Below are 19,889 nucleotides of genomic sequence, written 5' to 3'. Positions count from 1 at the left end.
GGCCGATCTCCTGGACGGTCATGACGTGCTCACCGCCTGCCCCATCTCCTGGGCGCCCTTGCGGACGGCCCGCACGATGTTGCAGTAGCCGGTGCAGCGGCAGAGGTTGCCCTCCAGGCCCTGCCTGATCGTCTCCTCCGACGGCTCGGGATCCTCCCTGAGCAGGTCGATCGCCGCCATGACCATGCCCGGCGTGCAGTAGCCGCACTGCAGCGCGTGCTCCTCGTGGAAGGCCCGCTGCATCGGATGCATCTGGCCGTTCGCGCCCAGGCCCTCGATGGTGACGACGTCGCAGCCGTCGGCCTGCACGGCCAGCACCGAACAGCTCTTGACGCTCTTGCCGTCGAGCATGACCGTGCAGGCCCCGCAGTTGCTCGTGTCGCAACCGACGGGCGTGCCGGTCTTGCCCAGCCGCTCTCGTAGCAGGTGAACGAGGAGAAGCCGCGGCTCGACGTCCTCCTCGTACTTGACCCCGTCGACGGTGACGGTGATTCGGGGCATACGTCCTCCCTCACTTAGCAGGGGGAAAAGCGGACACTCCGAACCTACGCCGGTGTCTTGCCCGGTCAAGGGTCACTTACCGCGGACGGCCTTCGAGATGATCGCCACCAGCCCCGCGAAGGCCAGTCCCAGCACCAGCACGCCCACCAGGACCAGCGGATCCGTGAGCGCGCGGGTCACCGTCAAAATTCCCAAAACTATGAACAGGACACCGCTCAGCAGCGCCATCCAGTCCGTTCTGTGCACGCGGCGCGGCCGCTCCTCGAGATCACGCCGCATGGCGCACCGTCATGTCGCCGAGGCCGCCCTTGAGGTTCAGCACGATCGTCGAGACCTTGCCCTCCGGATCGACCTCAGGCTCCAGCACCTTGTTCACCTTCAGGTCCACGCCGCCGCGCAGCGACTGGCCGATCACGATGTCGCCGACCTTGTTCGTCGCGTGCACCTCGACCCTGACCGTCGGCGGCACGATCACCTCCAGCTCGCCCGCCTGCACCGCCGCGTTGAACGTGACCTTCGACCCCGGTGGCAGCTCCAGCTCCGACAGGTCCAGCTTGCCGTCGCCCACTCCCACGTCGTACAGCCTGCCGGCCTCCGCCACGCTCGTCGGCACCCACTCCGCCGGGCCGATGTTCTTCGGCATGCCTCCGAGCACGAACCCCATGCCCACGACCAGCGCCACCGCCGTGCCGCCCGCCACCAGACCGGCGCCCCTGCCCCACCAGGCGGCCACGAGCAGGCCCGCGCCGATGGTGATGAGCATGGCGCCGCCGACGATGGTCGGGCTCACCCCGGCGGCCGACCGGGCTTGTGCGACCACGACGATCCCTCCAACGATGATGGCGAGCAGAATGGTTATCGCGCCGATGTAGGACTTCGGCTGCGGCGCGCGCTGCGGCCGATGCGGCGGCCGCGGGTGCGGTCCCGGCGCGGGCATCGGACGCCGGTAGAGCGCCGGATCGTACGGCGAGTAGGCGGCCGCCCGCCTGGCCGGATCCAGCGGGCGGTACGGGCCGTGCGGGGCGAACGGCTCGCCCTGCCCGTGATCCACCGCCGTCGGCGGGTCGGGGCGGTAGCCCTGCTGCGCGTACGAGCCCTCCTGCGCGTACGGCGGCACCGGGTGCTCGGCCGTCACCGCCTCCGGTGACGCCGGGCCCTCGAACTGCTCCCGCCAGTACTGCCGCTCCTCCCAGTCCCGGGAGGTGGGGCGTGGTGTTTCCGGCGCTGCGGCGGGGTCCGTGTCCTCCGCCTGCCCGCTCGCGTCCTGCGTCTGCGCGCCCGTGTCCTGGGCCTGCGCGCTCGCGTCCGGGGCGTGTGCTGCGTCCGTGTCCTGGGCGTGCGCGCTCGCGTCCTGGGCGTGTGCTGCGTCCGTGTCCTGGGCGTGCGCGCTCGCGTCCTGGGCGTGTGCTGCGTCCGTGTCCTGGGCCTGTGCGCTCGCGTGGGAAGCCTGCGCGGCCGCGTCCTCAGACGTCGCGCCTGCGTGCGGTGGCTGCGCGCCTGCGTGCGGTGGCTGCGCTCCTGCGTCGTCCTGTGCCGCCTGCCCGGCGGCGTAAGGAGTCTGCGCGTCCGGCGCGTTCACAGCCGGGGTCGCCGTGTCGCGGTCGCCCTGGCGGTGGCGGCTGGCTCGGTAGGCGGCGTCGCGTACGCCCGCCGCGGCCTGGCGCAGGCCCTCGATGGCCGTGGCCGGGCTGGTCTTGCCGGGCGGGTCGCTGACGGCCTCCTCGACGGGCACCGCTTCCTGGCGCATGGCCGCCGCACGTTCCTGAGGCGCGTCCGCCGCGCCGGGAGCCGTCGTCTCCGGCGTACTCGTACCGGATGTTTCCGGGACGCCCGCAGTGGGAGGCGGGCCGACGGGGGAGTCCGCCCGGTCGCGGCCCGGCTCGGTAACCGGGGACGGGCGGCGTACCGCAGTGGTGGGGGAGCCGCACCGGCGGGAGCGCCGAAGCCCGGCGCGGAGACCGGGAAGGCGGGGTTGTGGCCGGAGTCGAACGCGGCGGACCCGGCCGGGCGCCGGCGGCTCAGACGTTCCGGCATCGACCGGACCAGCGCCACCAGATCGACGCCGTGCGTGTGCGCCGCCAGCAGCGACACGGCCAGGAACACCCCGACCACCAGCGAGCCCATGTCCAGCCACACGGTGGCCAGATTGATCGCCAGCCCGAACGCCAGAACCGCCGTCAGCAGCGCCATCACGGTCTCGGCGTCGAAGTCGCGCCGCGTCCACTGCTCGATGATCCCCGGCCGCCCGTTCGGCTCCTTCATTAGCAAGTACGCCGCCAGATACAGAAACAGCCCGATACCGGACCCGAGCAGCAGCACCGCGAAGGCGACGCGGAAGACCACGGGATCGATGCGGGTGTACCGCCCGAGCCCGGCGCAGACTCCCATGAGGAAGCGTCCCTCGCTGCTGCGTCGCAGCTGGGAGGGGGGCGAGGCCGGTTGCCTTGGCGGTGCTTGCGTCATGTACCCCATCGTGGCGCGCGCGAGCCTTGCCCGCATCCGGGAGACCCCTGACCGGACCCTGGGGCCGTTCCCTGATGCCTCTTCACCCCAAGGCATGTGACCATGGCCATGTTATGGCTGACCAGAAGACACTCGCCGAGCAGAGCGGCGACACGCCTTATCGCCGGATGCTGCGCCCCATGGAGGGCCGCCTGCTCGGTGGTGTCGCCCAGGGGCTCGCGGCACAGCTCAAGCTCGATCCGGTCGTGATCAGGCTGATGTTCGTGCTGCTCTCCGTCGTGGGCGGGGTGGGCGCGGTGGCGTACGCGGTGCTGTGGATGGTGACGCCGCGCGAGCCGCATGAGGGACAGATCCCGCCGCGCGACTGGAGCCAGCTCGCCGCGTTCTGCGCGATCGGGGTGGCGCTGCTGGCGTTCGGCTGGCTGACGGGGGCCTCGCAGGGCGGCATCGGCATGCTGCCGTTCGCGGTGGGCGGGATCGGCGCGCTGATCCTGTGGCAGCAGGCCGACCCGGAGCGGCGCCGGAGCTGGATGAGCGGCGCGACCAAGAGCATCAGGAAGAACCGCGTGCGCACGCTCCTCGGCGTCGCGCTGGTGGTGATCGGTGCGGCGGGCTTCCTGTACTCCCAGGGCGAGCTGGTGCAGGCCAGCCAGGGGCTGCTGTTCACGGTCGTGGTGGTGGGCGGCCTCGCGGTGATCGCCGCCCCCTGGCTGGCCGGCCTGTGGAAGGAGCTCCAGCTCGAACGGCGCGAGCGCATCCGCCAGGAGGAACGCGCCGAGGTCGCGGCCATGGTGCACGACTCCGTGCTGCACACCCTCACCCTGATCCAGCGGGTGGCGCACGACCCGCGCGAGGTCACGCGGCTGGCCCGCTCCCAGGAGCGCGAGCTGCGCAACTGGCTCTACCAGCCGGCGCAGGACGCCGACGCGACGGTGGCGGCGGCCGTACGCAGGATCGCCGCCGAGGAGGAGGACGCGCACGGCGTGCCCATCGAGGTGGTCTGCGTGGGCGACATCGACCTCGACCCGGGCGGCAAGCTCGCCGCCATGCTGAAGGCGTCCCGCCAGGCGATGGTCAACGCGGCGAAATACTCTGAAAGTCCGTCCATCTCGGTGTACGCGGAGGTCGAGGGTGAAGAAGTCACGATTTTCGTGAAGGATCGTGGCAAGGGGTTCGACCTCGACGCGATCCCGGTCGACCGGATGGGCATCAGGGAGTCCATCATCGGCAGAATGGAGCGGCACGGCGGCACCGCCCGCATCCGCACCGCGCCGGGTGAGGGCACGGAAGTGATGTTGACGATGAAGGTGGAGAAGGCATGACGCGCGTACTGATCGTCGATGACCACCGGTTGTTCCGATCGGGCGTGCGCGCCGAGCTGGGCGACTCGATCGAGGTGGTAGGCGAGGCCGAGGACGTCGAGTCGGCGGTCCAGGCGATCGCCGAGCACCAGCCCGACGTGGTCCTGCTTGACGTGCACATGCCGGGCGGCGGCGGCCAGGAGGTGCTGCGGCGGGTGCTCGGGTCCGGGTCGCAGGTGCGGTTCCTGGCATTGTCGGTGTCCGACGCGGCCGAGGACGTCATCGGCGTCATCCGGGGCGGGGCTCGCGGCTACGTCACCAAGAACATCAGCGGCAAGGAGCTGACCGACGCCATCAAGCGGGTCGCCGAGGGCGACGCGGTCTTCTCACCGCGGCTCGCCGGGTTCGTGCTCGACGCGTTCGCCTCCTCCGAGGCGCCGTCCATCGACCCCGAGCTCGACTCGCTCACCCAGCGGGAGCGCGAGGTGCTGCGGCTGATCGCGCGCGGGTACGCGTACAAGGAGATCGCGAAGGAGTTGTTCATCTCGGTCAAGACCGTCGAGACGCACGTGTCGTCGGTGCTGCGCAAGCTCCAGCTCTCGAACCGCCACGAACTCTCCCGCTGGGCCACCGCCCGCCGCCTCGTCTGACCCTCGCCTTCGAACGGCGGCTCGCCGTCCCGCTCTGATCGTCCGTTCAGAACGGCCGCCGGTGGGCTCGTCCGGCCGCTCCGCTGCACGGCGGCTCGCCGCGCCGCCCAGCCGTCTCGTGTGATCGGCGACCTGCCGTCTGTTGAACGGCGGCTCGCCGCGCCGCCCAGCCGTCTCGTGTGATCGGCGACCTGCCGTCTGTTGAACGGCGGCTCGCCGCGCCGCCCAGCCGTCTCGTGTGATCGGCGACCTGCCGTCTGTTGAACGGCGGCTCGCCGCGCCGCCCGGGCCGCGCGCCGCCCGGGCCCCGCGCGCCGGCCAGATTCCGCCGCGCCGGCACGATTCCGCCGCGCCCCCGGCAGTCCCGCTGAGCGGCCGCCCATCGGATCGCTCGGCAGCGCGGCTGGACGGCCGTCCGTGGGCTCGTCCGCTGCCTCGCTGGGCGTCAGCCCTGCGCCCCCCGCACGGTCCTCTTGTGCAAGCTGCCGCTCGCAGGCCCGCCTGCTCGTCACCCTGGCGACGGCGGCAGCCTGCCGCCACCTACGTGGCCCCGTGAGCGGCTCCGCCAGTGGGTGCCTGCTCACCTGCCTGAGCGCCCCGGTCGCTTCGGCCCTCCCTCACAGCCCCCAGCCGCCTGCTCCGGCAGCCCTCCGGGCGCGAGAACGGGCTTGCTCCCAGACCGCCTGGCCCGGCCCCGCCGGTCGCACGTCGGCCACCCGGCCCTTCCCGAGGGGTCGTGCGCACCGGCCACCGGGTCCTTCCCTGGAGGTCGCGCGCTGGCCATCGGGTCCTTCCCTGGAGGTCGCGCACCGGCCACCGGGTCCTTCCCCAGGAGGCCGCACACTGACCACCGGCCCCTGGCCGCTTTCCCCGGAGGTCGCGCACTGGCCGCGTGCTCGTCGTTCCGTGTGGCCACCTGCTGCCTACCTGCTGCCCACCTGGGCCGTTCCCCCGTGCGGTGGGGCACTGGCGCGTCTGACCTCCCTCTGAAGGCCACCCATCTTGCAGGTTTTTGTTCAGTTTTGGACGTTACGAGAAAGTTACCCGCATTAGGCAGTCGAATCGGTTGCCCAGTTTGTCAGATAAGGAGGTAGTCGAAAGCACTTAGTCCAGGAGTACCCCCTTGAAGCGCGTCACCCGGATGCTTCCGGCCCTGGTCGCGCTCGCCGCCGCGTCGGCCTGCGCGGCGCAGAGCGCCCCCGCCTTCCAAGCCCAGAGCGCGGTCGTCGTCCCGGCGGCCGTCACGACCAGCCCCACCGCCGCTCCGAAGGCCACTCCGACCTCCGGGTCCGGCGTGGCCCGTACGGCGAAGAAGGTCAAGCTGGGCATCGCCGACATCACCCCGATGGGGGAGAAGACGGAGAAAGTCGGGGTCGGGTTTCCGATCATCGTCACCTTCGACCGCGACGTGAAAAACAAGGCACAGGTCGAGGCGCTGCTCGACGTGCAGCCTGAAAAGCCGGTCGAGGGGGCCTGGCGCTGGGTGTCGAAGCGCAAGGTGATCTACCGGACGAAGACGTACTGGAAGCCGTATCAGAAGGTGCGCTTCACCGCGCGACTGTCCGAGCTGCCCGGCAACACCGGCGCCAAGGACGTCTCGCGCACGTTCGCGGTGGGCGCGAAGAACATCTCCGTCGTGAACACCCGGACGCACCAGATGAAGGTGTACCGCAACGGCAAGCTCGCGAAGAAGATCCCGATCAGCGCGGGCAAGGGCGGCCTCATCCGCAACGGCGTGGACGTCTACCTCACCACCAGCGGCGTTCACCTCACCATGGGCAAGAAGGCCGTGGAGACCATGACGTCCTCCTGGATGGGCGTCACCGACCCGAAGGATCCCCGCTACTACAAGGAGGAGATCCCGTGGGCGGTGCGGATCTCCGACAGCGGTGAGTACGTCCACCAGAGCGCCGGCTACTACCAGTACCTCGGCCGCTCCAACCAGAGCCACGGCTGCGTCCGCGCCACCCCGGCCGGCGCCAAGTGGTTCTACAAGATCACCCAGCGCGGCGACGTCGTGAAGATCACCGGCACCAAGCGCAAGCTCCAGTGGAACAACGGCTGGAGCTACTGGCAGCTCAACTGGACCCAGTGGAAGAAGGGCAGCGCGCTCAAGAGCAGCTGACCTGCCTCTGGAGTTCCGCCGCAGGGCCGCTCACCCCGCACCGGGGAGCGGCCCTGCGCCGTTGGTACGTGAACGCCCGAACCAGCGGAATCCCGGCGGTCGGCGCGGCTCTACCGTCGTACGGCCGGCCCTTCAGGAAAGGCGGGGCGACAGCCCTTCAGGAGCGGCGGCGCGGCGCAGCGCCGTACCGCCGGCCCGTACCGCCGGCTCAGCAGAAGATCCGGCTCAGAGCTTCAGAAGAAGTGCGGCTCAGAGCTTCTCCAGCGGCGCGTACGCCAGCAACAGCGTCTTCTCCCCGCCACTACCGAAGTCGATCTTCACCTTGGTCTTCTCCGCGACCCCGTCCACGGACACCACCGTGCCCAGCCCGAACGCGTCGTGCGAGACCCGGTCGCCGGGCGCCAGCGACGGCACCGATCGGCCGCCCCCGCCCTTCTTGGCAGGGGCCGGGCGCGCGGCCGGCTCGCGCCGCGTGGCCGCGCTCCAGGCGGACTTCTCCGGGTCGGTACGCCACTCGATGAGCTTGGCCGGCACCTCGTTGACGAACCGGGACGCGGGGTTGAACGACGGTGCGCCCCACGAGCTGCGCACGGCCGCCCGGGTCAGGTAGAGCCGCTGCTGGGCCCTGGTGATGCCGACGTAGGCCAGCCGCCGCTCCTCCTCCAGCTCCTTGGGCTCGCCGAGCGACCGCACGTGGGGGAACACCCCGTCCTCCATGGCCGTCAGGAACACGACCGGGAACTCCAGGCCCTTGGCGGTGTGGAGGGTCATCAGCGTCACCACGCCCTGCCCGCCGTCGTTGTCGGGGATCTGGTCGGCGTCGGCCACCAGCGACACCTGCTCCAGGAACTCGACCAGCGTGCCCTCCGGGTTGGCCTCCTCGAACTCCTGGGCCACCGAGATCAGCTCGTTGAGGTTTTCCAGGCGGGACTCGTCCTGCGGGTCCTCCGAGGCCTCCAGCTCGGCGCGGTAGCCGGTGGCGACCAGCACCTCCTCGGCCAGCGCCGACGGCGGCATGCCCTCGGCCTTGCCGGTCAGCTCCTCGATGAGCGCCACGAACTCGCGTACGGCGTTGAGCGAGCGCGTGGCCATCCCGTGGGCCTCGTCGGCGCGGCGCAGCGCGTCCCAGAACGAGATGCGCTCGCGCGACGACAGCGCCTCGATCATCGCCTCGGCCCGCTCGCCGATGCCGCGCTTGGGCACGTTGAGTATCCGCCGCAGCGAGACCACGTCGTTGGGGTTGGCCAGCACCCGCAGGTAGGCCAGCAGGTCCTTGACCTCTTTGCGCTCGTAGAAGCGCACGCCGCCGACCACCTTGTAGGGCAGGCCGGTGCGGATGAAGATCTCTTCGAACACGCGGGAGGCCGCGTTGGTGCGGTAGAAGACCGCCACGTCGCCGGGCTTGACGCCCTCCTCGTCGCTGAGCCGGTCGACCTCCTGGGCGACGAACATGGCCTCGTCGTGCTCGTTGTCGGCGACGTACCCGACGATCTTGGGGCCGTCGCCCTGGTCGGACCAGAGGTTCTTCGGCTTGCGCGACTCGTTGCGGGAGATGACGGCGTTGGCGGCGGCCAGGATGTTCTGGGTCGAGCGGTAGTTCTGCTCCAGCAGGATCGTGCGGGCGTCGGGGTAGTCGCGCTCGAACTCCAGGATGTTGCGGATCGTCGCGCCGCGGAAGGCGTAGATCGACTGGTCGGCGTCGCCCACCACGCACAGCTCGGACATGTCACTGCCCGAACGCACCAGCTCGCCGTCGTCGGTGCGCAGCTCAGGATGCCCCACCAGCTCCCTGATCAGGACGTATTGGGCGTGGTTGGTGTCCTGGTACTCGTCGACCAGCACGTGCCTGAACCGCATCCGGTAGTGCTCGGCGACGTCGGGGAAGAGCTGGAACAACGTCACCGTGTTCATGATGATGTCGTCGAAGTCCATCGCGCCGGCCTCGGTCAGCTTGAGCTGATAGGCCTTGTACGCCTGCGCGAGCGTCTTCTCCAGATGCGAGCCCGCCCGGTCGAGCGCGGTCTCGTAGTCGACCAGCTCGTTCTTGAAGTTGCTCACCTGCGCGGAGAACGAGCGCGGCGGATAGCGCTTGGGGTCGAGATCCATCTCCCGGCACACCATGGCCATCAGCCGCTGCGAGTCGGCCTGGTCGTAGATGGAGAAGCTGGACGGGAACCCCAGCCGCTTCGCCTCACGCCGCAGGATCCGCATGCAGGCACTGTGGAACGTCATGATCCACATCGCCCGGGAACGCGGACCGACGAGCTTGTCGATGCGCTCCTTCATCTCCTTGGCGGCCTTGTTGGTGAAGGTGATGGCGAGGATCTCGCCGGGATGCACCTCGCGCTCGGCCAGCAGGTAGGCGATGCGGTGCGTGAGCACCCGCGTCTTCCCCGAGCCCGCCCCGGCCACGATGAGCAGGGGACTGCCATGATGGATCACGGCCTCGCGCTGCTGTGCGTTGAGGCCATCGAGCAAGGGGTGGTCAACAGAGACTTGGGTCGGCACCCACCCAGGGTAAGACGCTTCACCGACAAAAGACGCCCGGATGCCGGCGACGGGCGCTCCGGTCGGCCCCCGAGTGCGTCAGGAAAGAGGGATCATGCTGGCTGAAAGCGAGATCAACCGCGTGCTCGTGGTGACCGCACACCCCGACGACGTCGACTTCGGCGCGGCGGGGACGGTGGCGCTGTTCGTCGATCGGGGCGTACAGGTCACGTACCTGCTCGTCACCGACGGCGACGCGGGTGGCAACGAGCGCGCACTCGACAACTCCGGCATGGCCCAGCTCCGCCGCTCCGAACAGCTCGCCGCCGCCAAGGCCGTAGGCGTGACCGACGTACGCTTCCTCGGCTACTCCGACGGCCGGGTGACCCCCACGCTGGAGCTCCGCCGCGACATCGCCCGCGTCATCCGCCAGGTCAAACCCGACCTGGTCATCACCCACCACCCCGACCGCAACTACAAGTTCATCGCCCCCAGCCACCCCGACCACCGCGCCGTCGGCGGTGCCGCCCTCGACGCCGTCTATCCGGACGCGCGCAACCCGTACGCGTTCCCCGAGCTGCTCAAGGAGGAAGGCTTGGAGGCGTGGACCGTACGCGAGGTCTGGCTCACCGGCGGGCCCACCCCCGACCACTGGGTGGACATCACCGCCACCATGGAGCGCAAGCTCGCGGCCCTGCAGTCCCACGTGAGCCAGGTCTCCCACGTCGAAGGCTTCACCGACTTCGTCAGGAGCCGCTTCGCGGCGTGGGCCGAACAGGCCGGCTTCGGCCCAGACCACTACGCCGAAGGCTTCCAGGTAGTCCCCACTGCCTGACCCCCTCGCCCCGCTCCCCAGGTCCTTGATCCTCCGCTCACCGCCCCGCCCCTCCCGTAACCCCGGCGCACGTGTTCCTCTGCCGCTTACGTCTTACGTCGCCGACGAGAACTTCAGCCCGCCATCCGGCCTGACGCTGGAGAACGTTCTGGCACGGACCGACGGTCGAGGGTGGCAAGCGAGGCGGAGACGCGGGCGAAGAGGTAGCCGAGGGAGTTCGTGGCCAGGTGGAGCATGGCGGGGGTGAGGAGCCCACGGTGCCGGCGTAGCTCGCAGAAGAGCACCCCGGCGGCCGCCGTGGACACGACGCTGCCCACGACCACCCGGGCCGCGTCGAGCCGACCCGGCGACTCCCCGGCCGTCAGCGCGCCCAGCGCCGGGTTGGCCCTGGCCATGTCGATGGACGGCAGGATGTGCCACAGCCCGAACAGCCCGGAGGAAACGGCCGTGGCGGCGACCGTGCCGTGACGCTTGCGCAGCATGCCGTACAGCGCCCCTCGGAAACCCACCTCCTCCAGCAGCACCGTCCCGAGAGGAACCTGAAGCAGCGCCTCCTCGACGACCCGGGCGCGCGACAACGACAGCGCCCGCTCGTCGTGGAAGAGCGGCCTCGTACGCGGCGACGCGACGCCCACGGTGTACACCGCGGCCACCGCCGCCGCCAGCACACCCCCGGCGACCGCCCCCCGCCGCCCCTGCTCGAACCCGATCTCCTCCCACGTCAGCCCGGACCTGCGCGCCATGGCCACGAGCGCGCCGGTGGCGACCGTGGACGTCAGGGGCCCGAGGCGCGGAGCGACCTTGTTGTTGAGCACGTTGGCGGCGGCCAGCACGGCCATCGAGCGAAGCAGCACCCTTGCAGGCTACGTCCCTGCTTCCCGCCCCTTGCCCTGTACGGCCATCCGAGTCCCGCACGGCCATCCGAAGTCCCGCACGGCCATCCGAAGTCCCGCACGGCCATCCGAAGTCCCGCACGGCCATCCGAAGTCCCGCACGGCCATCCGAAGTCCCGCACGGCCATCCGAAGTCCCGCACGGCCATCCGAGTCCTGCACGGTCATCCGAGTCCTGCACGGCCATCCGAAGTCCCGCGCCGCACGGCTACGCGAGCCCAATGAGCCACGCGAGTGCCGCACGGCCACGCGAGCCTCGCGCAGCCCACCGATCCCTGGACGGCCACCCCGGCGCCTTGCGCTCCCGAGCCCTGGGTGGCTGCCCTGCGCCCCCGGCAGTGTCCCGTGTCATGGTCGACCGTCTCGTGCCTTCCGCGGTGCCCATGCGGTTCGCGCAGCCGTCCCATCGTCTTTGCACGGCCGTGGTTGCCCGTGCGGTTTGTGCAGCCGTCTGGTCGTCTCCACACGGCCGCGCGCGTCGTTTGCGCAGTCGCTCCGCGTCTCTCGGACAGCGTGCGCGTCCTCTGCTCACGTTGCGCGGCTCGCGGCTGCGCTCGGTCGTCCCGCGTCTCGCCTTGCTGCCCGCGCGACTCGCGTAGCCGTTCTGCGCGTCCGCACGGCTGGGCGGGCCTGCGCCGCCAGCCGCGCTTCGCGCGGCTTACTGAGCCCCGCGCGGCCGCCCTGCGTCTTACACGGCGAGCCGAGCCCCGCACGGCAACCCGCGTACCGCACGGGCATCCCGCGGATCGCACGGGCATCCTGTCCCGCACAGAGCCTGTCCCGCACGCGCCCCCAGGCCCACGACCTGACCTACTCCCACTGCCGCTTGGGCCGCGGGGTCGCTCGCCCCGGCGAAGTCCACGTGCTGGGGTGCCGGTCGTGGAGTTGTCGCCGTTGTGAGCTGCGGGCGTGGGCACGGCTTCACGTGCGCTGTTTGGTCGCCTGGGTCAGGAGGCGGTGGGGCGGGCTAGGCGGGTGCGGCGGCGTTCTGCGGGGGTGAGGCCGCCCCAGATGCCCTCCGCCTCTCCGGCGTCTAATGCGTATGCTCGGCACTCCTCCAGCACCTGGCAGCCGGCGCAGATCGCCTTGGCCTGGGCCTCCTGTATGGGGGTGGGGGCGAGGGGGAAGAAGAGGTCAGGGTCGCTGGTGCGGCACGCCCCCCTGCGCAACCAGCCGATCTCCTCCAGTGGCATGCAGCAACGGTAGGCCCAAAGGAAGATCGGCGGCATCATCCTGTGGGTTGAACTGTGGTGTACGACCAGGTGGTGATGCGTCCCAGATCCCGGGTGTCGCAGACCCGACGTTCCAGATCCTGGGTGTCCCAGATCCCGGGCGTTTCAGATCCCGGGTGTCCCATATCCCGGGCGTCCGAGACCGCGGGCATCCCAGACCGCGGGTGGTGCGACGTCCGCGCCCCAACGGTCCTCCGCAATGTCGTCGATGGTCATCAGGCCGATCGTCGATTCCTGCAGCCTGGGTCTGCTGCCGCGTCGCTTGTCCATGCGGGTCCGCTGCGCGTCGCTTGTGCGCTCGGGTCCGCTGCGCGTCGCTTGTACACCAGGGGCCGCTGGAGCGTCGCGTGTTACCAGGGCCTGGTGGCGTGTCCCTGTCGTCACGTTCGTCTCGCATGTCGCCTGGTCCTGACACACCGACGTGACGTTCGTCGCCGTGATGTCGGCCGACGCGACGCTCGCCATCTGAGCTCACTGCGCAAGGCCCAGCCCGACCGCGGGTCCGGCGACGCGACCCGCCCGATCAGCAGGCGCCCACGCCCTCCTGGTACCCGGTGGCGAACGACGCCTGCCGCTGCTCCGCCGTCCCATGGGCGGACGGGTCGAGCCAGTCGTCCGTGGGGTCGCCGGCCGCCGCGAGGCTGAGGAGCAGCTCCTCCTCGTCGCCCTCCTCGGCGGCCAGGGCGCCCGAGTTGACCAGGCCGGCCAGGGTGGCGCCCGCGTAGCAGTCGGCCTGCAGCTCCATCTGGACGTTCAGCTCGAAGCCGGTCCGGAGCTGCGCCTGAACGGCATGCCCGAACTCATGCGGAATGATGACATAGACGGATCCGTCCCCCATTTCGCTCCACAAGGACTCCAGCCAGTCCTGGTCGAACGCGATGAAGTGCCCGATCGGGCAGTAGAAGGCGTTGTTGGGCACGGCAGGCTCATCACCGCAACTCGGCCCGAACCGCCCCGAGTAGGGGATGAAGTCAGCGATAGGCCGATAGATCCGCCCGGACTCCTCGAACTGTGCCCGCCAGAACTGCTCGGTCAGCGTGCGCGCCGTCCGTACGTCCCCCTCGAACGTGTCGTCCCCCGCCCGATCCGTGGACGACCGGCGGACCGCCCCGCAACCGGAGACCGCGACCAGCACCAGCGTCAGGACGGCGGCGACCAGCGCGCGCGCCACGGGCGTCACGCGTCCCACGTGTGCACGGGTTCGTTGGTGTGCATGCGTTCGATGTAGTCCAAGGTCATGGCCCGCAGCGCCGAGTGCCTGTCGCCGCCCCGCGCGCGCACCTGCTCCACCTGCCAGCTCGCCCCCGTACGCCCCGTCAGGCACCGCCCCTCGATGATCCCCAGCAACCGGTCCGCCACGACCCCGTCCACGCCCCACTCGGCAAGCCCTTCACGCGCCAGCGGCAGCAGCCGCCGCAAGATCAGCTCGGCGGCCGGCACCTCGCCCACTCCCGGCCAGTACAGCCGCGCGTCAAGACCGTATCGTGCGGCAGCGGCCAGATTGTCCGCCGCCGCCTGGAACGACATCCGGCTCCACACCGGACGCTCGTCGTACGGCAGCACCTGCATCAACCCGTAGTAGAACGCCGCGTTGGCCGCGATGTCGGCCACGGAGGGCCCCGCTGGCAACACGCGGTTCTCCACGCGCAGATGCGGTACTCCGTCAACGACCGCGTACACCGGCCGGTTCCAGCGGTAGATGGTGCCGTTGTGCAGGGTCAGCTCGTGCAGCTCTGGGGTGCGGCCCCGTTCCAGCTCGGCGCGCGGGTCCTCGTCCGCGCACAGGGGCAGCAGCGCGGGGTAGTAGCTGACGTTCTCCTCGAACAGGTCGAAGACGCTGGTGATCCATCGTTCGCCGAACCACACCCGCGGCCGTACGCCCTGCGCCTTCAGCTCCGCCGGCCGCGTGTCCGTCGCCTGCTCGAACAGCGCGATCCTGGTCTCCCTGTGCAGTTCCTTGCCGAACAGGTACGGCGAGTTCGCCGCGACCGCCACCTGTGCGCCCGCGATGGCCTGGGCGGCGTTCCAGTGCGCGGCGAACATGTCGGGGCTGACCTGGAGGTGCAGCTGGACGCTCGTGCACGCCGCCTCGGGGGCGACGCTGTCGGCGTGGGTGTCGAGCCGTTCGACGCCGTTGATGAGCAGGTGCAGGTCCTCGCCCCTGGCGGCGAAGATCTGCTCGTTGAGCAGGCGGAAGCGGGGGTTCGCCGAGAGCGTGCCCTCGCCGATGTCCTGTTGGCGCAGCGTGGGCAGGATTCCGACCAGTACGAGGTGCGCGCCCACGGAACGCGCCCGGGACTCGGCGTGGTTGAGCCGGGCCCGTACGTCGTTCTCCAGACTCGGGACGCCGTCACCCGCCAGGTCCTGGGGCTCGATGTTGATCTCGACGTTGAACTGCCCCAGCTCGGTGGCCCAGTCCGGCTGCGCGATGGCGGCGAGCACCTCGGCGTTGCGCATGGCTGCCTCGCCCCGCGCGTCCACGATGTTCAGCTCGATCTCCAGGCCGGCGAGCGGGCGGTCGAACGCGAAACGGGACTCGCGCAGCATCGTGGCGAACACGTCGAGGCAGCGGTGCACCTTTTCCCGGTATTGCCGGCGGTCGTCCCTGCTGAACACGACGACCGGCACATCCCTGCCCATATCTCGAAATGTCGCACGTCGAAGCCCACTAGGCCATACCGCGAAGGCAAAGGAACGCCGGTTTTCCACAGGCTCGGCGGTGTTGTCCACAGGACGGCTCGCGGGGGTCGCGGGGCTGGCTAGGGTTCAGGCATGCGCGTACTGATCACCGGCGGCGCCGGTTACATCGGGAGCACGATCGCCTCGGCGTGCCTCGATGCGGGGATCGACCCCGTGATCCTCGACAGCCTCGTCAGGGGGCGGCGGGAGTTCACCGAGGGGCGGGTGTTCTACGAGGGGGATATCAGCGACGGGCCGCTCATCGACAAGATTTTCGCCGAACATCCCGACATATCAGCCGTCGTCCACTGCGCCGCGCTCATCGTCGTCCCCGACTCCGTGTCCGACCCCATCGGCTACTACCGCGCCAACGTCGCCAAGAGCCTCGACCTCGTCGAACACCTCATCCGCAACGGATGCACGCGCATGATCTTCAGCTCTTCGGCGTCGATCTACCAGGCGGGCGACGACCACACGGTGACCGAGGAGTCGCCGCTCGCCCCGCAGAGCCCGTACGCGCGGACGAAGGCGGTCTGCGAGGGCATGTTCGCCGACATCGCCGCGAGCCGGCCCATCAAGATCCTGTCGTTGCGCTACTTCAACCCCGTCGGGGCCGACCCGCGCATGCGCACCGGCCTGCAGCTCCGCCGGCCCAGTCACGCGCTGGGCAAGATGATCGAGGCGTACGAGGAGGGCGTGCCGTTCCAGATCACCGGCACCCGCTACCCCACCCGCGACGGCACCGGCATCCGCGACTACATCCACGTCTGGGACCTCGCCGAGGCCCACGTGGCGGCGCTGCGGCGGTTCGACTCGCTGGAGACCGGCGCGATCAACCTCGGCACCGGCGCCGGCACCACCGTCCGCGAGCTGGTGGAAGCCTTCAACCGGGTGGCGGACCGGCCGATCGAGACCGTCGATGCGCCCGCGCGCCCCGGCGACGTGGCCGGCGCCTACACCCGCAGCGACCGGGCTCGTGAGCTGCTGGGGTGGCAGGCCCGCTACTCGCTGGAGGACGGCATCCGCCACTCCCTCCAATGGGCCGCCCTCCGCCCCACCCGCCTCCCCGACCCTGCGGAGGCCGTGGCGGGGTGAGGGAACCTCCGGCCGGGGGCGGGGTCGCCGGTACGGGCCGGCTTGGTGAGGCTGCTTGGAAAGCACGGGGGTGCGGTCGCCCCGACGAGGCGGCTGGTGAGCTTTCCGGGGGGCAGGGCGCGGTCGCCTGTGCGGGTCGGGGTGAGGCCGTACGGACGGAGCGAAGCTGTACGGACGAGGGCGAAGCCATACGCACTGGGTGAGGCCGTGTGGGTGGGGGTCTGCCCCGGCAAGGGCGCCGGAGCAGGGCAGAACGGCCTCTCGGAGGCGGTCGGTTGGCCTGACGCCGGGCCCTCAAGGCGTAACGCGGGCCCCACAAGACGTAACGCCGGGCTCCGCGAAGAGCGGGACCCGGCGCAAGGGGGTCGTTACTCGACCGGGTTGAGCGCGTCCAGCGAACTGTCAGGGATCTCCTGCGGCACGCCGCTGTCCTCGCCGAGCTCGCTGTAGTCGATGACCTGGTCCGCCGGCGGGGCCTTGACCGTGACCTTGCTGCCCCAGCCGGTGTAGCGGGTGTTCACGGTGGACGTGGTCTTGCCGAGCAGGCCGAAGTCGAACGCGTACTGGCTGCGCAGCCGGCTGACCAGGCCCTTGGAGTTGACGTCGAGCACGTAGCTGATGGCGACCTTGCCGAGCCGCTTGTCGACCTTCTCGCCGTAGAGCTTGGCGAGCCGTCCGAAGGTGATGGCTCCCCGGTACGAGCCGCCCTTGACGCTCTTGGCCTCGCTCACGAGCTCCTTGAGCACCTTGGGCCGGAAGATGTCCAGCGGCTGGTTGCCGGTGCGCGGGATGCCGGTGTTCGGGTAGCGCACCCACTTCTTGCCGTCGGGAAGTTGCTGGCTGAACAACCCGCCTTGCGCGTACGTGTATTTACCGACCGTGATCGACCGCGGCGGCGCCGCACTGAGCAAGCTCGCGCCTTTCCCGCCGCTACGCAGGTCCGACGCCACGATTCCGGACTTGCCGAAAGCGAGGGTGCCGTTCGTGGTGACGGTTCCGTCGGTCTTCGTGCCCGAGACCTTGGTGACGGCGGACTCGGAGATCCGCACGCCCTTACCGGCGGCGTACTGCTTCTTCAGCGCCTTCACCGGGTCCGCGGGCGCGGCCTGCGCGGGCGTTGCGGTCACGAGCGTGGCCGCCGACGCCAGCGCCAGGCCCGCGAGCATTCGCTTCATAGAGTTTCCTTCAGCATTTAAGGCAAGAGCGGGGAGCAAGCCTGACATTGGAAGATCACGAAGATATATCGCGCGGCGGGTCTTATGTCGGCTAAATGTTGCAATTGAGATCTGACGCCCGCCCTGAAGAAGTGAGATCACCGTCACATAGCGGAAGAACCGCGACCCGATGACCTGGGCAGGTCAAGCTTCGGGCTAGGCTTCACTGGCGGAAACGCCCGGCACGACCCCTGAGCGTAGGAGCTCGCCGTGACAGAGCAGAGCGAGGAACGAAGCCGCGCACGGCGAAGCGCACGCGACCATCAGCACAGATGCCCGGGCCGTCGAACATCAGTCGGATAAGCAAGGACGGACCCTCGTGGACCTGTTCGAACATCAGGCGAAGGAGCTCTTCGCTGACTACGGCATCCCGGTGCCACGCGGCATCGTCGCCCACAACGTGGAGGAGGTGCGGTCGGCGGCCGAGCAGCTGACCGGCCGCGTTGTCGTCAAGGCCCAGGTCAAGACCGGCGGCCGGGGCAAGGCCGGCGGTGTGAAGGTGGCCGACGACGCCGCCGACGCCGTGGCCAAGGCTCAGGCGATCCTGGGCATGGACATCAAGGGCCACACGGTCCACAAGGTACTGGTCGAAGAGGCCAGCGACATCGCCGAGGAATACTACTTCTCCTTCCTGCTCGACCGGGCCAACCGCACCTTCCTCGCCATCTGCTCGGCCTCGGGCGGCATGGACATCGAAGAGGTCGCGCACGCCACGCCGGAGAAGGTCGCCAAGGTCCCCGTCTCGGCGCTGACCGGCGTCGACCGCGCCAAGGCCCGCGAGATCGCGGTGGCCGGCGGTCTGCCGGAGAAGGCCCTCGACGGCGCCGCCGAGCTCATCGAGAAGCTCTGGTGCTGCTTCGTCGACGAGGACGCCACGCTGGTCGAGGTCAACCCGATGATCCTGTCGGCCGACGGCCAGGTGAAGGCGCTCGACGGCAAGGTCACGCTCGATGACAACGCCGCGTTCCGCCAGCCCGACCACGAGGCGCTCGCCGACAAGGCCGCCGAGGACCCGCTCGAGGCCAGGGCCAAGGAGAAGGACCTCAACTACGTCAAGCTCGACGGCAGCGTCGGCATCATCGGCAACGGCGCCGGCCTGGTCATGTCCACGCTCGACGTGGTGGCCTACGCCGGTGAGGAATTCCCCGGCAAGCCGAGGCCCGCGAACTTCCTCGACATCGGCGGTGGCGCGTCCGCCGAGGTCATGGCGGCCGGCCTGGAGATCATCCTCTCCGACCCCGACGTGAAGTCGATTTTCGTGAACGTCTTCGGCGGCATCACCGCCTGCGACGCGGTCGCCAACGGCATCGTCGCGGCGTTCAAGCTGCTGGAGAGCCGCGGCGAGGCCGTGACCCGCCCGCTGGTGGTCCGGCTCGACGGCAACAACGCCCAGCTCGGGCGGCAGATCCTGGCCGACGCCGCGCTTCCCGGCGTCGAGCTGGTTGACACGATGGACGAGGCGGCCAAGCGCGCCGCCCAGCTCGCTGCGGTAGGTGCGTGACCCATGGCCATCTGGTTGACGGAGAACAGCAAGATCATCGTTCAGGGCATGACCGGTGGTGAGGGCACCAAGCACACCCGCCGCATGCTGGCCGCCGGCGCCAAGGTCGTGGGCGGCGTGAACGCCCGCAAGGCGGGCACCGTCCACGAGGGCCTGCCCGTGTTCGGCACGGTCAAGGAGGCCATCGAGAAGACCGGCGCGGACGTGTCGGTCGTGTTCGTGCCGCCGAAGTTCACCAAGGACGCGGTGAAGGAGGCCATCGACGCCGAGATCCCGCTCTGCGTGGTGATCACCGAGGGCGTGCCGGTGCACGACTCGACGGAGTTCTGGGCGTACGCGGTGGCCAAGGGCAACAAGACCCGCATCATCGGCCCCAACTGCCCGGGCATCGCCTCGCCCGGCGCCTCCAACGCCGGCATCATCCCCGCCGACATCACCACGGCCGGCCGCATCGGCCTGGTCTCGAAGTCCGGCACGCTGACCTACCAGCTCATGTACGAGCTGCGCGACTTCGGCTTCTCCACGGCCGTCGGCATCGGCGGTGACCCGGTCATCGGCACCACCCACATCGATGCGCTGCAGGCGTTCCAGGAGGATCCGGGCACCGACGCGATCGTGATGATCGGTGAGATCGGCGGCGACGCCGAGGAGCGGGCCGCCGCCTACATCGAGCAGCACGTCACCAAGCCGGTCGTCGCCTACGTCGCGGGCTTCACCGCCCCCGAGGGCAAGACGATGGGCCACGCGGGCGCCATCGTGTCCGGCTCGGCCGGCACCGCCCAGGCCAAGAAGGAGGCGCTGGAGAAGGTCGGCGTCCGCGTCGGCAAGACCCCCTCCGAGACGGCCCGCCTCATGCGCGAGATCATGCAGGCTCGCTGATCGTTTCCCACAGGGCTTCGCGTGGTATGCCGCCA

16 protein-coding genes and 1 pseudogene are annotated in these 19,889 nt (G+C 70.0%); 7 read left to right on the top strand and 10 right to left on the bottom strand.

Annotated features, from left to right (window positions below):
* Nucleotides 1-18: 18 nt before the first annotated feature.
* From WBK31_RS31160 to WBK31_RS31145, 4 genes and pseudogenes are all read right to left on the bottom strand, one after another.
* Nucleotides 19-501 carry a (2Fe-2S)-binding protein gene (locus WBK31_RS31160; RefSeq protein ID WP_364068453.1) on the bottom strand — a complete coding sequence of 161 codons (483 nt, stop codon included), beginning with the start codon at nt 499-501 and terminating at the stop codon, nt 19-21.
* A 72-nt stretch (nt 502-573) separates the two neighbouring features.
* Nucleotides 574-780 carry a hypothetical protein gene (locus WBK31_RS31155; RefSeq protein ID WP_364068451.1) on the bottom strand — a complete coding sequence of 69 codons (207 nt, stop codon included), beginning with the start codon at nt 778-780 and terminating at the stop codon, nt 574-576.
* On the bottom strand, nt 770-2,248 hold the full coding sequence (locus WBK31_RS31150; protein WP_406673572.1) for a hypothetical protein: 1,479 nt from the start codon (nt 2,246-2,248) through the stop codon (nt 770-772). Before WBK31_RS31150 ends, WBK31_RS31155 begins: the two co-directional genes overlap by 11 nt.
* 518 nt (nt 2,249-2,766) lie before the next feature.
* Nucleotides 2,767-2,964 (bottom strand): annotated as a pseudogene (locus WBK31_RS31145) (PspC domain-containing protein); the annotation flags it as partial.
* Between the two features lie 113 nt (nt 2,965-3,077).
* On the opposite strand from WBK31_RS31145, the gene WBK31_RS31140 reads away from it, so the two are divergent.
* The 3 genes from WBK31_RS31140 (at nt 3,078) to WBK31_RS31130 (ending at nt 7,040) form a co-directional block, all read left to right on the top strand.
* Complete coding sequence (locus tag WBK31_RS31140) at nt 3,078-4,286, top strand: PspC domain-containing protein (protein ID WP_364068448.1); 1,209 nt, start codon at nt 3,078-3,080, stop codon at nt 4,284-4,286.
* Entirely contained in the window at nt 4,283-4,915 is a 633-nt protein-coding gene (locus WBK31_RS31135) for a response regulator transcription factor (RefSeq protein WP_364068446.1), read from the top strand. The genes WBK31_RS31140 and WBK31_RS31135 overlap by 4 nt, the downstream gene beginning before the upstream one ends.
* Nucleotides 4,916-6,038: 1,123 nt before the next feature.
* A complete protein-coding gene (locus WBK31_RS31130; RefSeq protein ID WP_364068444.1) occupies nt 6,039-7,040 on the top strand; it encodes a L,D-transpeptidase in 1,002 nt (333 codons plus the stop codon).
* Between the two features lie 249 nt (nt 7,041-7,289).
* On the opposite strand, the gene pcrA is transcribed toward WBK31_RS31130, so the two are convergent.
* Nucleotides 7,290-9,518, bottom strand: coding sequence for a DNA helicase PcrA (gene pcrA / locus WBK31_RS31125; RefSeq protein WP_378790175.1), 2,229 nt, complete (start codon nt 9,516-9,518; stop codon nt 7,290-7,292).
* Nucleotides 9,519-9,642: 124 nt separating this feature from the next.
* On the opposite strand from pcrA, the gene WBK31_RS31120 reads away from it, so the two are divergent.
* The gene (locus WBK31_RS31120; RefSeq protein ID WP_364068442.1) at nt 9,643-10,362 is read left to right on the top strand and encodes a PIG-L deacetylase family protein; all 720 of its coding nucleotides are present in this window, start codon (nt 9,643-9,645) and stop codon (nt 10,360-10,362) included.
* A 113-nt stretch (nt 10,363-10,475) separates the two neighbouring features.
* Here WBK31_RS31120 and WBK31_RS31115 read toward each other — a convergent pair whose 3' ends face one another.
* From WBK31_RS31115 to WBK31_RS31100, 4 genes are all read right to left on the bottom strand, one after another.
* The gene (locus WBK31_RS31115) at nt 10,476-11,216 is read right to left on the bottom strand and encodes a CPBP family intramembrane glutamic endopeptidase (RefSeq protein WP_364068440.1); all 741 of its coding nucleotides are present in this window, start codon (nt 11,214-11,216) and stop codon (nt 10,476-10,478) included.
* A 985-nt stretch (nt 11,217-12,201) separates the two neighbouring features.
* On the bottom strand, nt 12,202-12,447 hold the full coding sequence (locus WBK31_RS31110) for a WhiB family transcriptional regulator (protein WP_364068438.1): 246 nt from the start codon (nt 12,445-12,447) through the stop codon (nt 12,202-12,204).
* A 562-nt stretch (nt 12,448-13,009) separates the two neighbouring features.
* Nucleotides 13,010-13,666 (bottom strand): neutral zinc metallopeptidase, encoded by a 657-nt coding sequence (locus WBK31_RS31105; protein ID WP_378786187.1) that lies wholly within the window; start codon nt 13,664-13,666, stop codon nt 13,010-13,012.
* Nucleotides 13,663-15,126, bottom strand: a complete 1,464-nt coding sequence (locus WBK31_RS31100) for a glutamate--cysteine ligase (RefSeq protein WP_406673571.1) — start codon at nt 15,124-15,126, stop codon at nt 13,663-13,665. The genes WBK31_RS31105 and WBK31_RS31100 overlap by 4 nt, the downstream gene beginning before the upstream one ends.
* Before the next feature lie 132 nt (nt 15,127-15,258).
* On the opposite strand from WBK31_RS31100, the gene galE reads away from it, so the two are divergent.
* Nucleotides 15,259-16,260: a UDP-glucose 4-epimerase GalE gene (galE, locus tag WBK31_RS31095; protein WP_378786191.1), complete on the top strand. Its 1,002-nt coding sequence runs from the start codon at nt 15,259-15,261 to the stop codon at nt 16,258-16,260.
* A 368-nt stretch (nt 16,261-16,628) separates the two neighbouring features.
* Here the strand turns inward: galE and WBK31_RS31090 are convergent, their stop codons facing one another.
* Nucleotides 16,629-17,435 (bottom strand): hypothetical protein, encoded by an 807-nt coding sequence (locus WBK31_RS31090; protein WP_406673570.1) that lies wholly within the window; start codon nt 17,433-17,435, stop codon nt 16,629-16,631.
* 358 nt (nt 17,436-17,793) lie between these two features.
* Between WBK31_RS31090 and sucC the strand changes: the two genes are divergently transcribed.
* The gene (gene sucC / locus WBK31_RS31085) at nt 17,794-18,975 is read left to right on the top strand and encodes an ADP-forming succinate--CoA ligase subunit beta (protein WP_364068429.1); all 1,182 of its coding nucleotides are present in this window, start codon (nt 17,794-17,796) and stop codon (nt 18,973-18,975) included.
* Nucleotides 18,976-18,978: 3 nt separating this feature from the next.
* Complete coding sequence (sucD, locus tag WBK31_RS31080; RefSeq protein ID WP_364068427.1) at nt 18,979-19,854, top strand: succinate--CoA ligase subunit alpha; 876 nt, start codon at nt 18,979-18,981, stop codon at nt 19,852-19,854.
* Nucleotides 19,855-19,889: the final 35 nt, after the last annotated feature.

This window comes from Nonomuraea sp. N2-4H, from assembly GCF_045291505.1.
GTDB lineage: Bacteria > Actinomycetota > Actinomycetes > Streptosporangiales > Streptosporangiaceae > Nonomuraea > Nonomuraea fastidiosa.
Note: the sequence above shows the minus strand (reverse complement) of the source record. Positions and strands in the feature narration are given on the sequence as shown.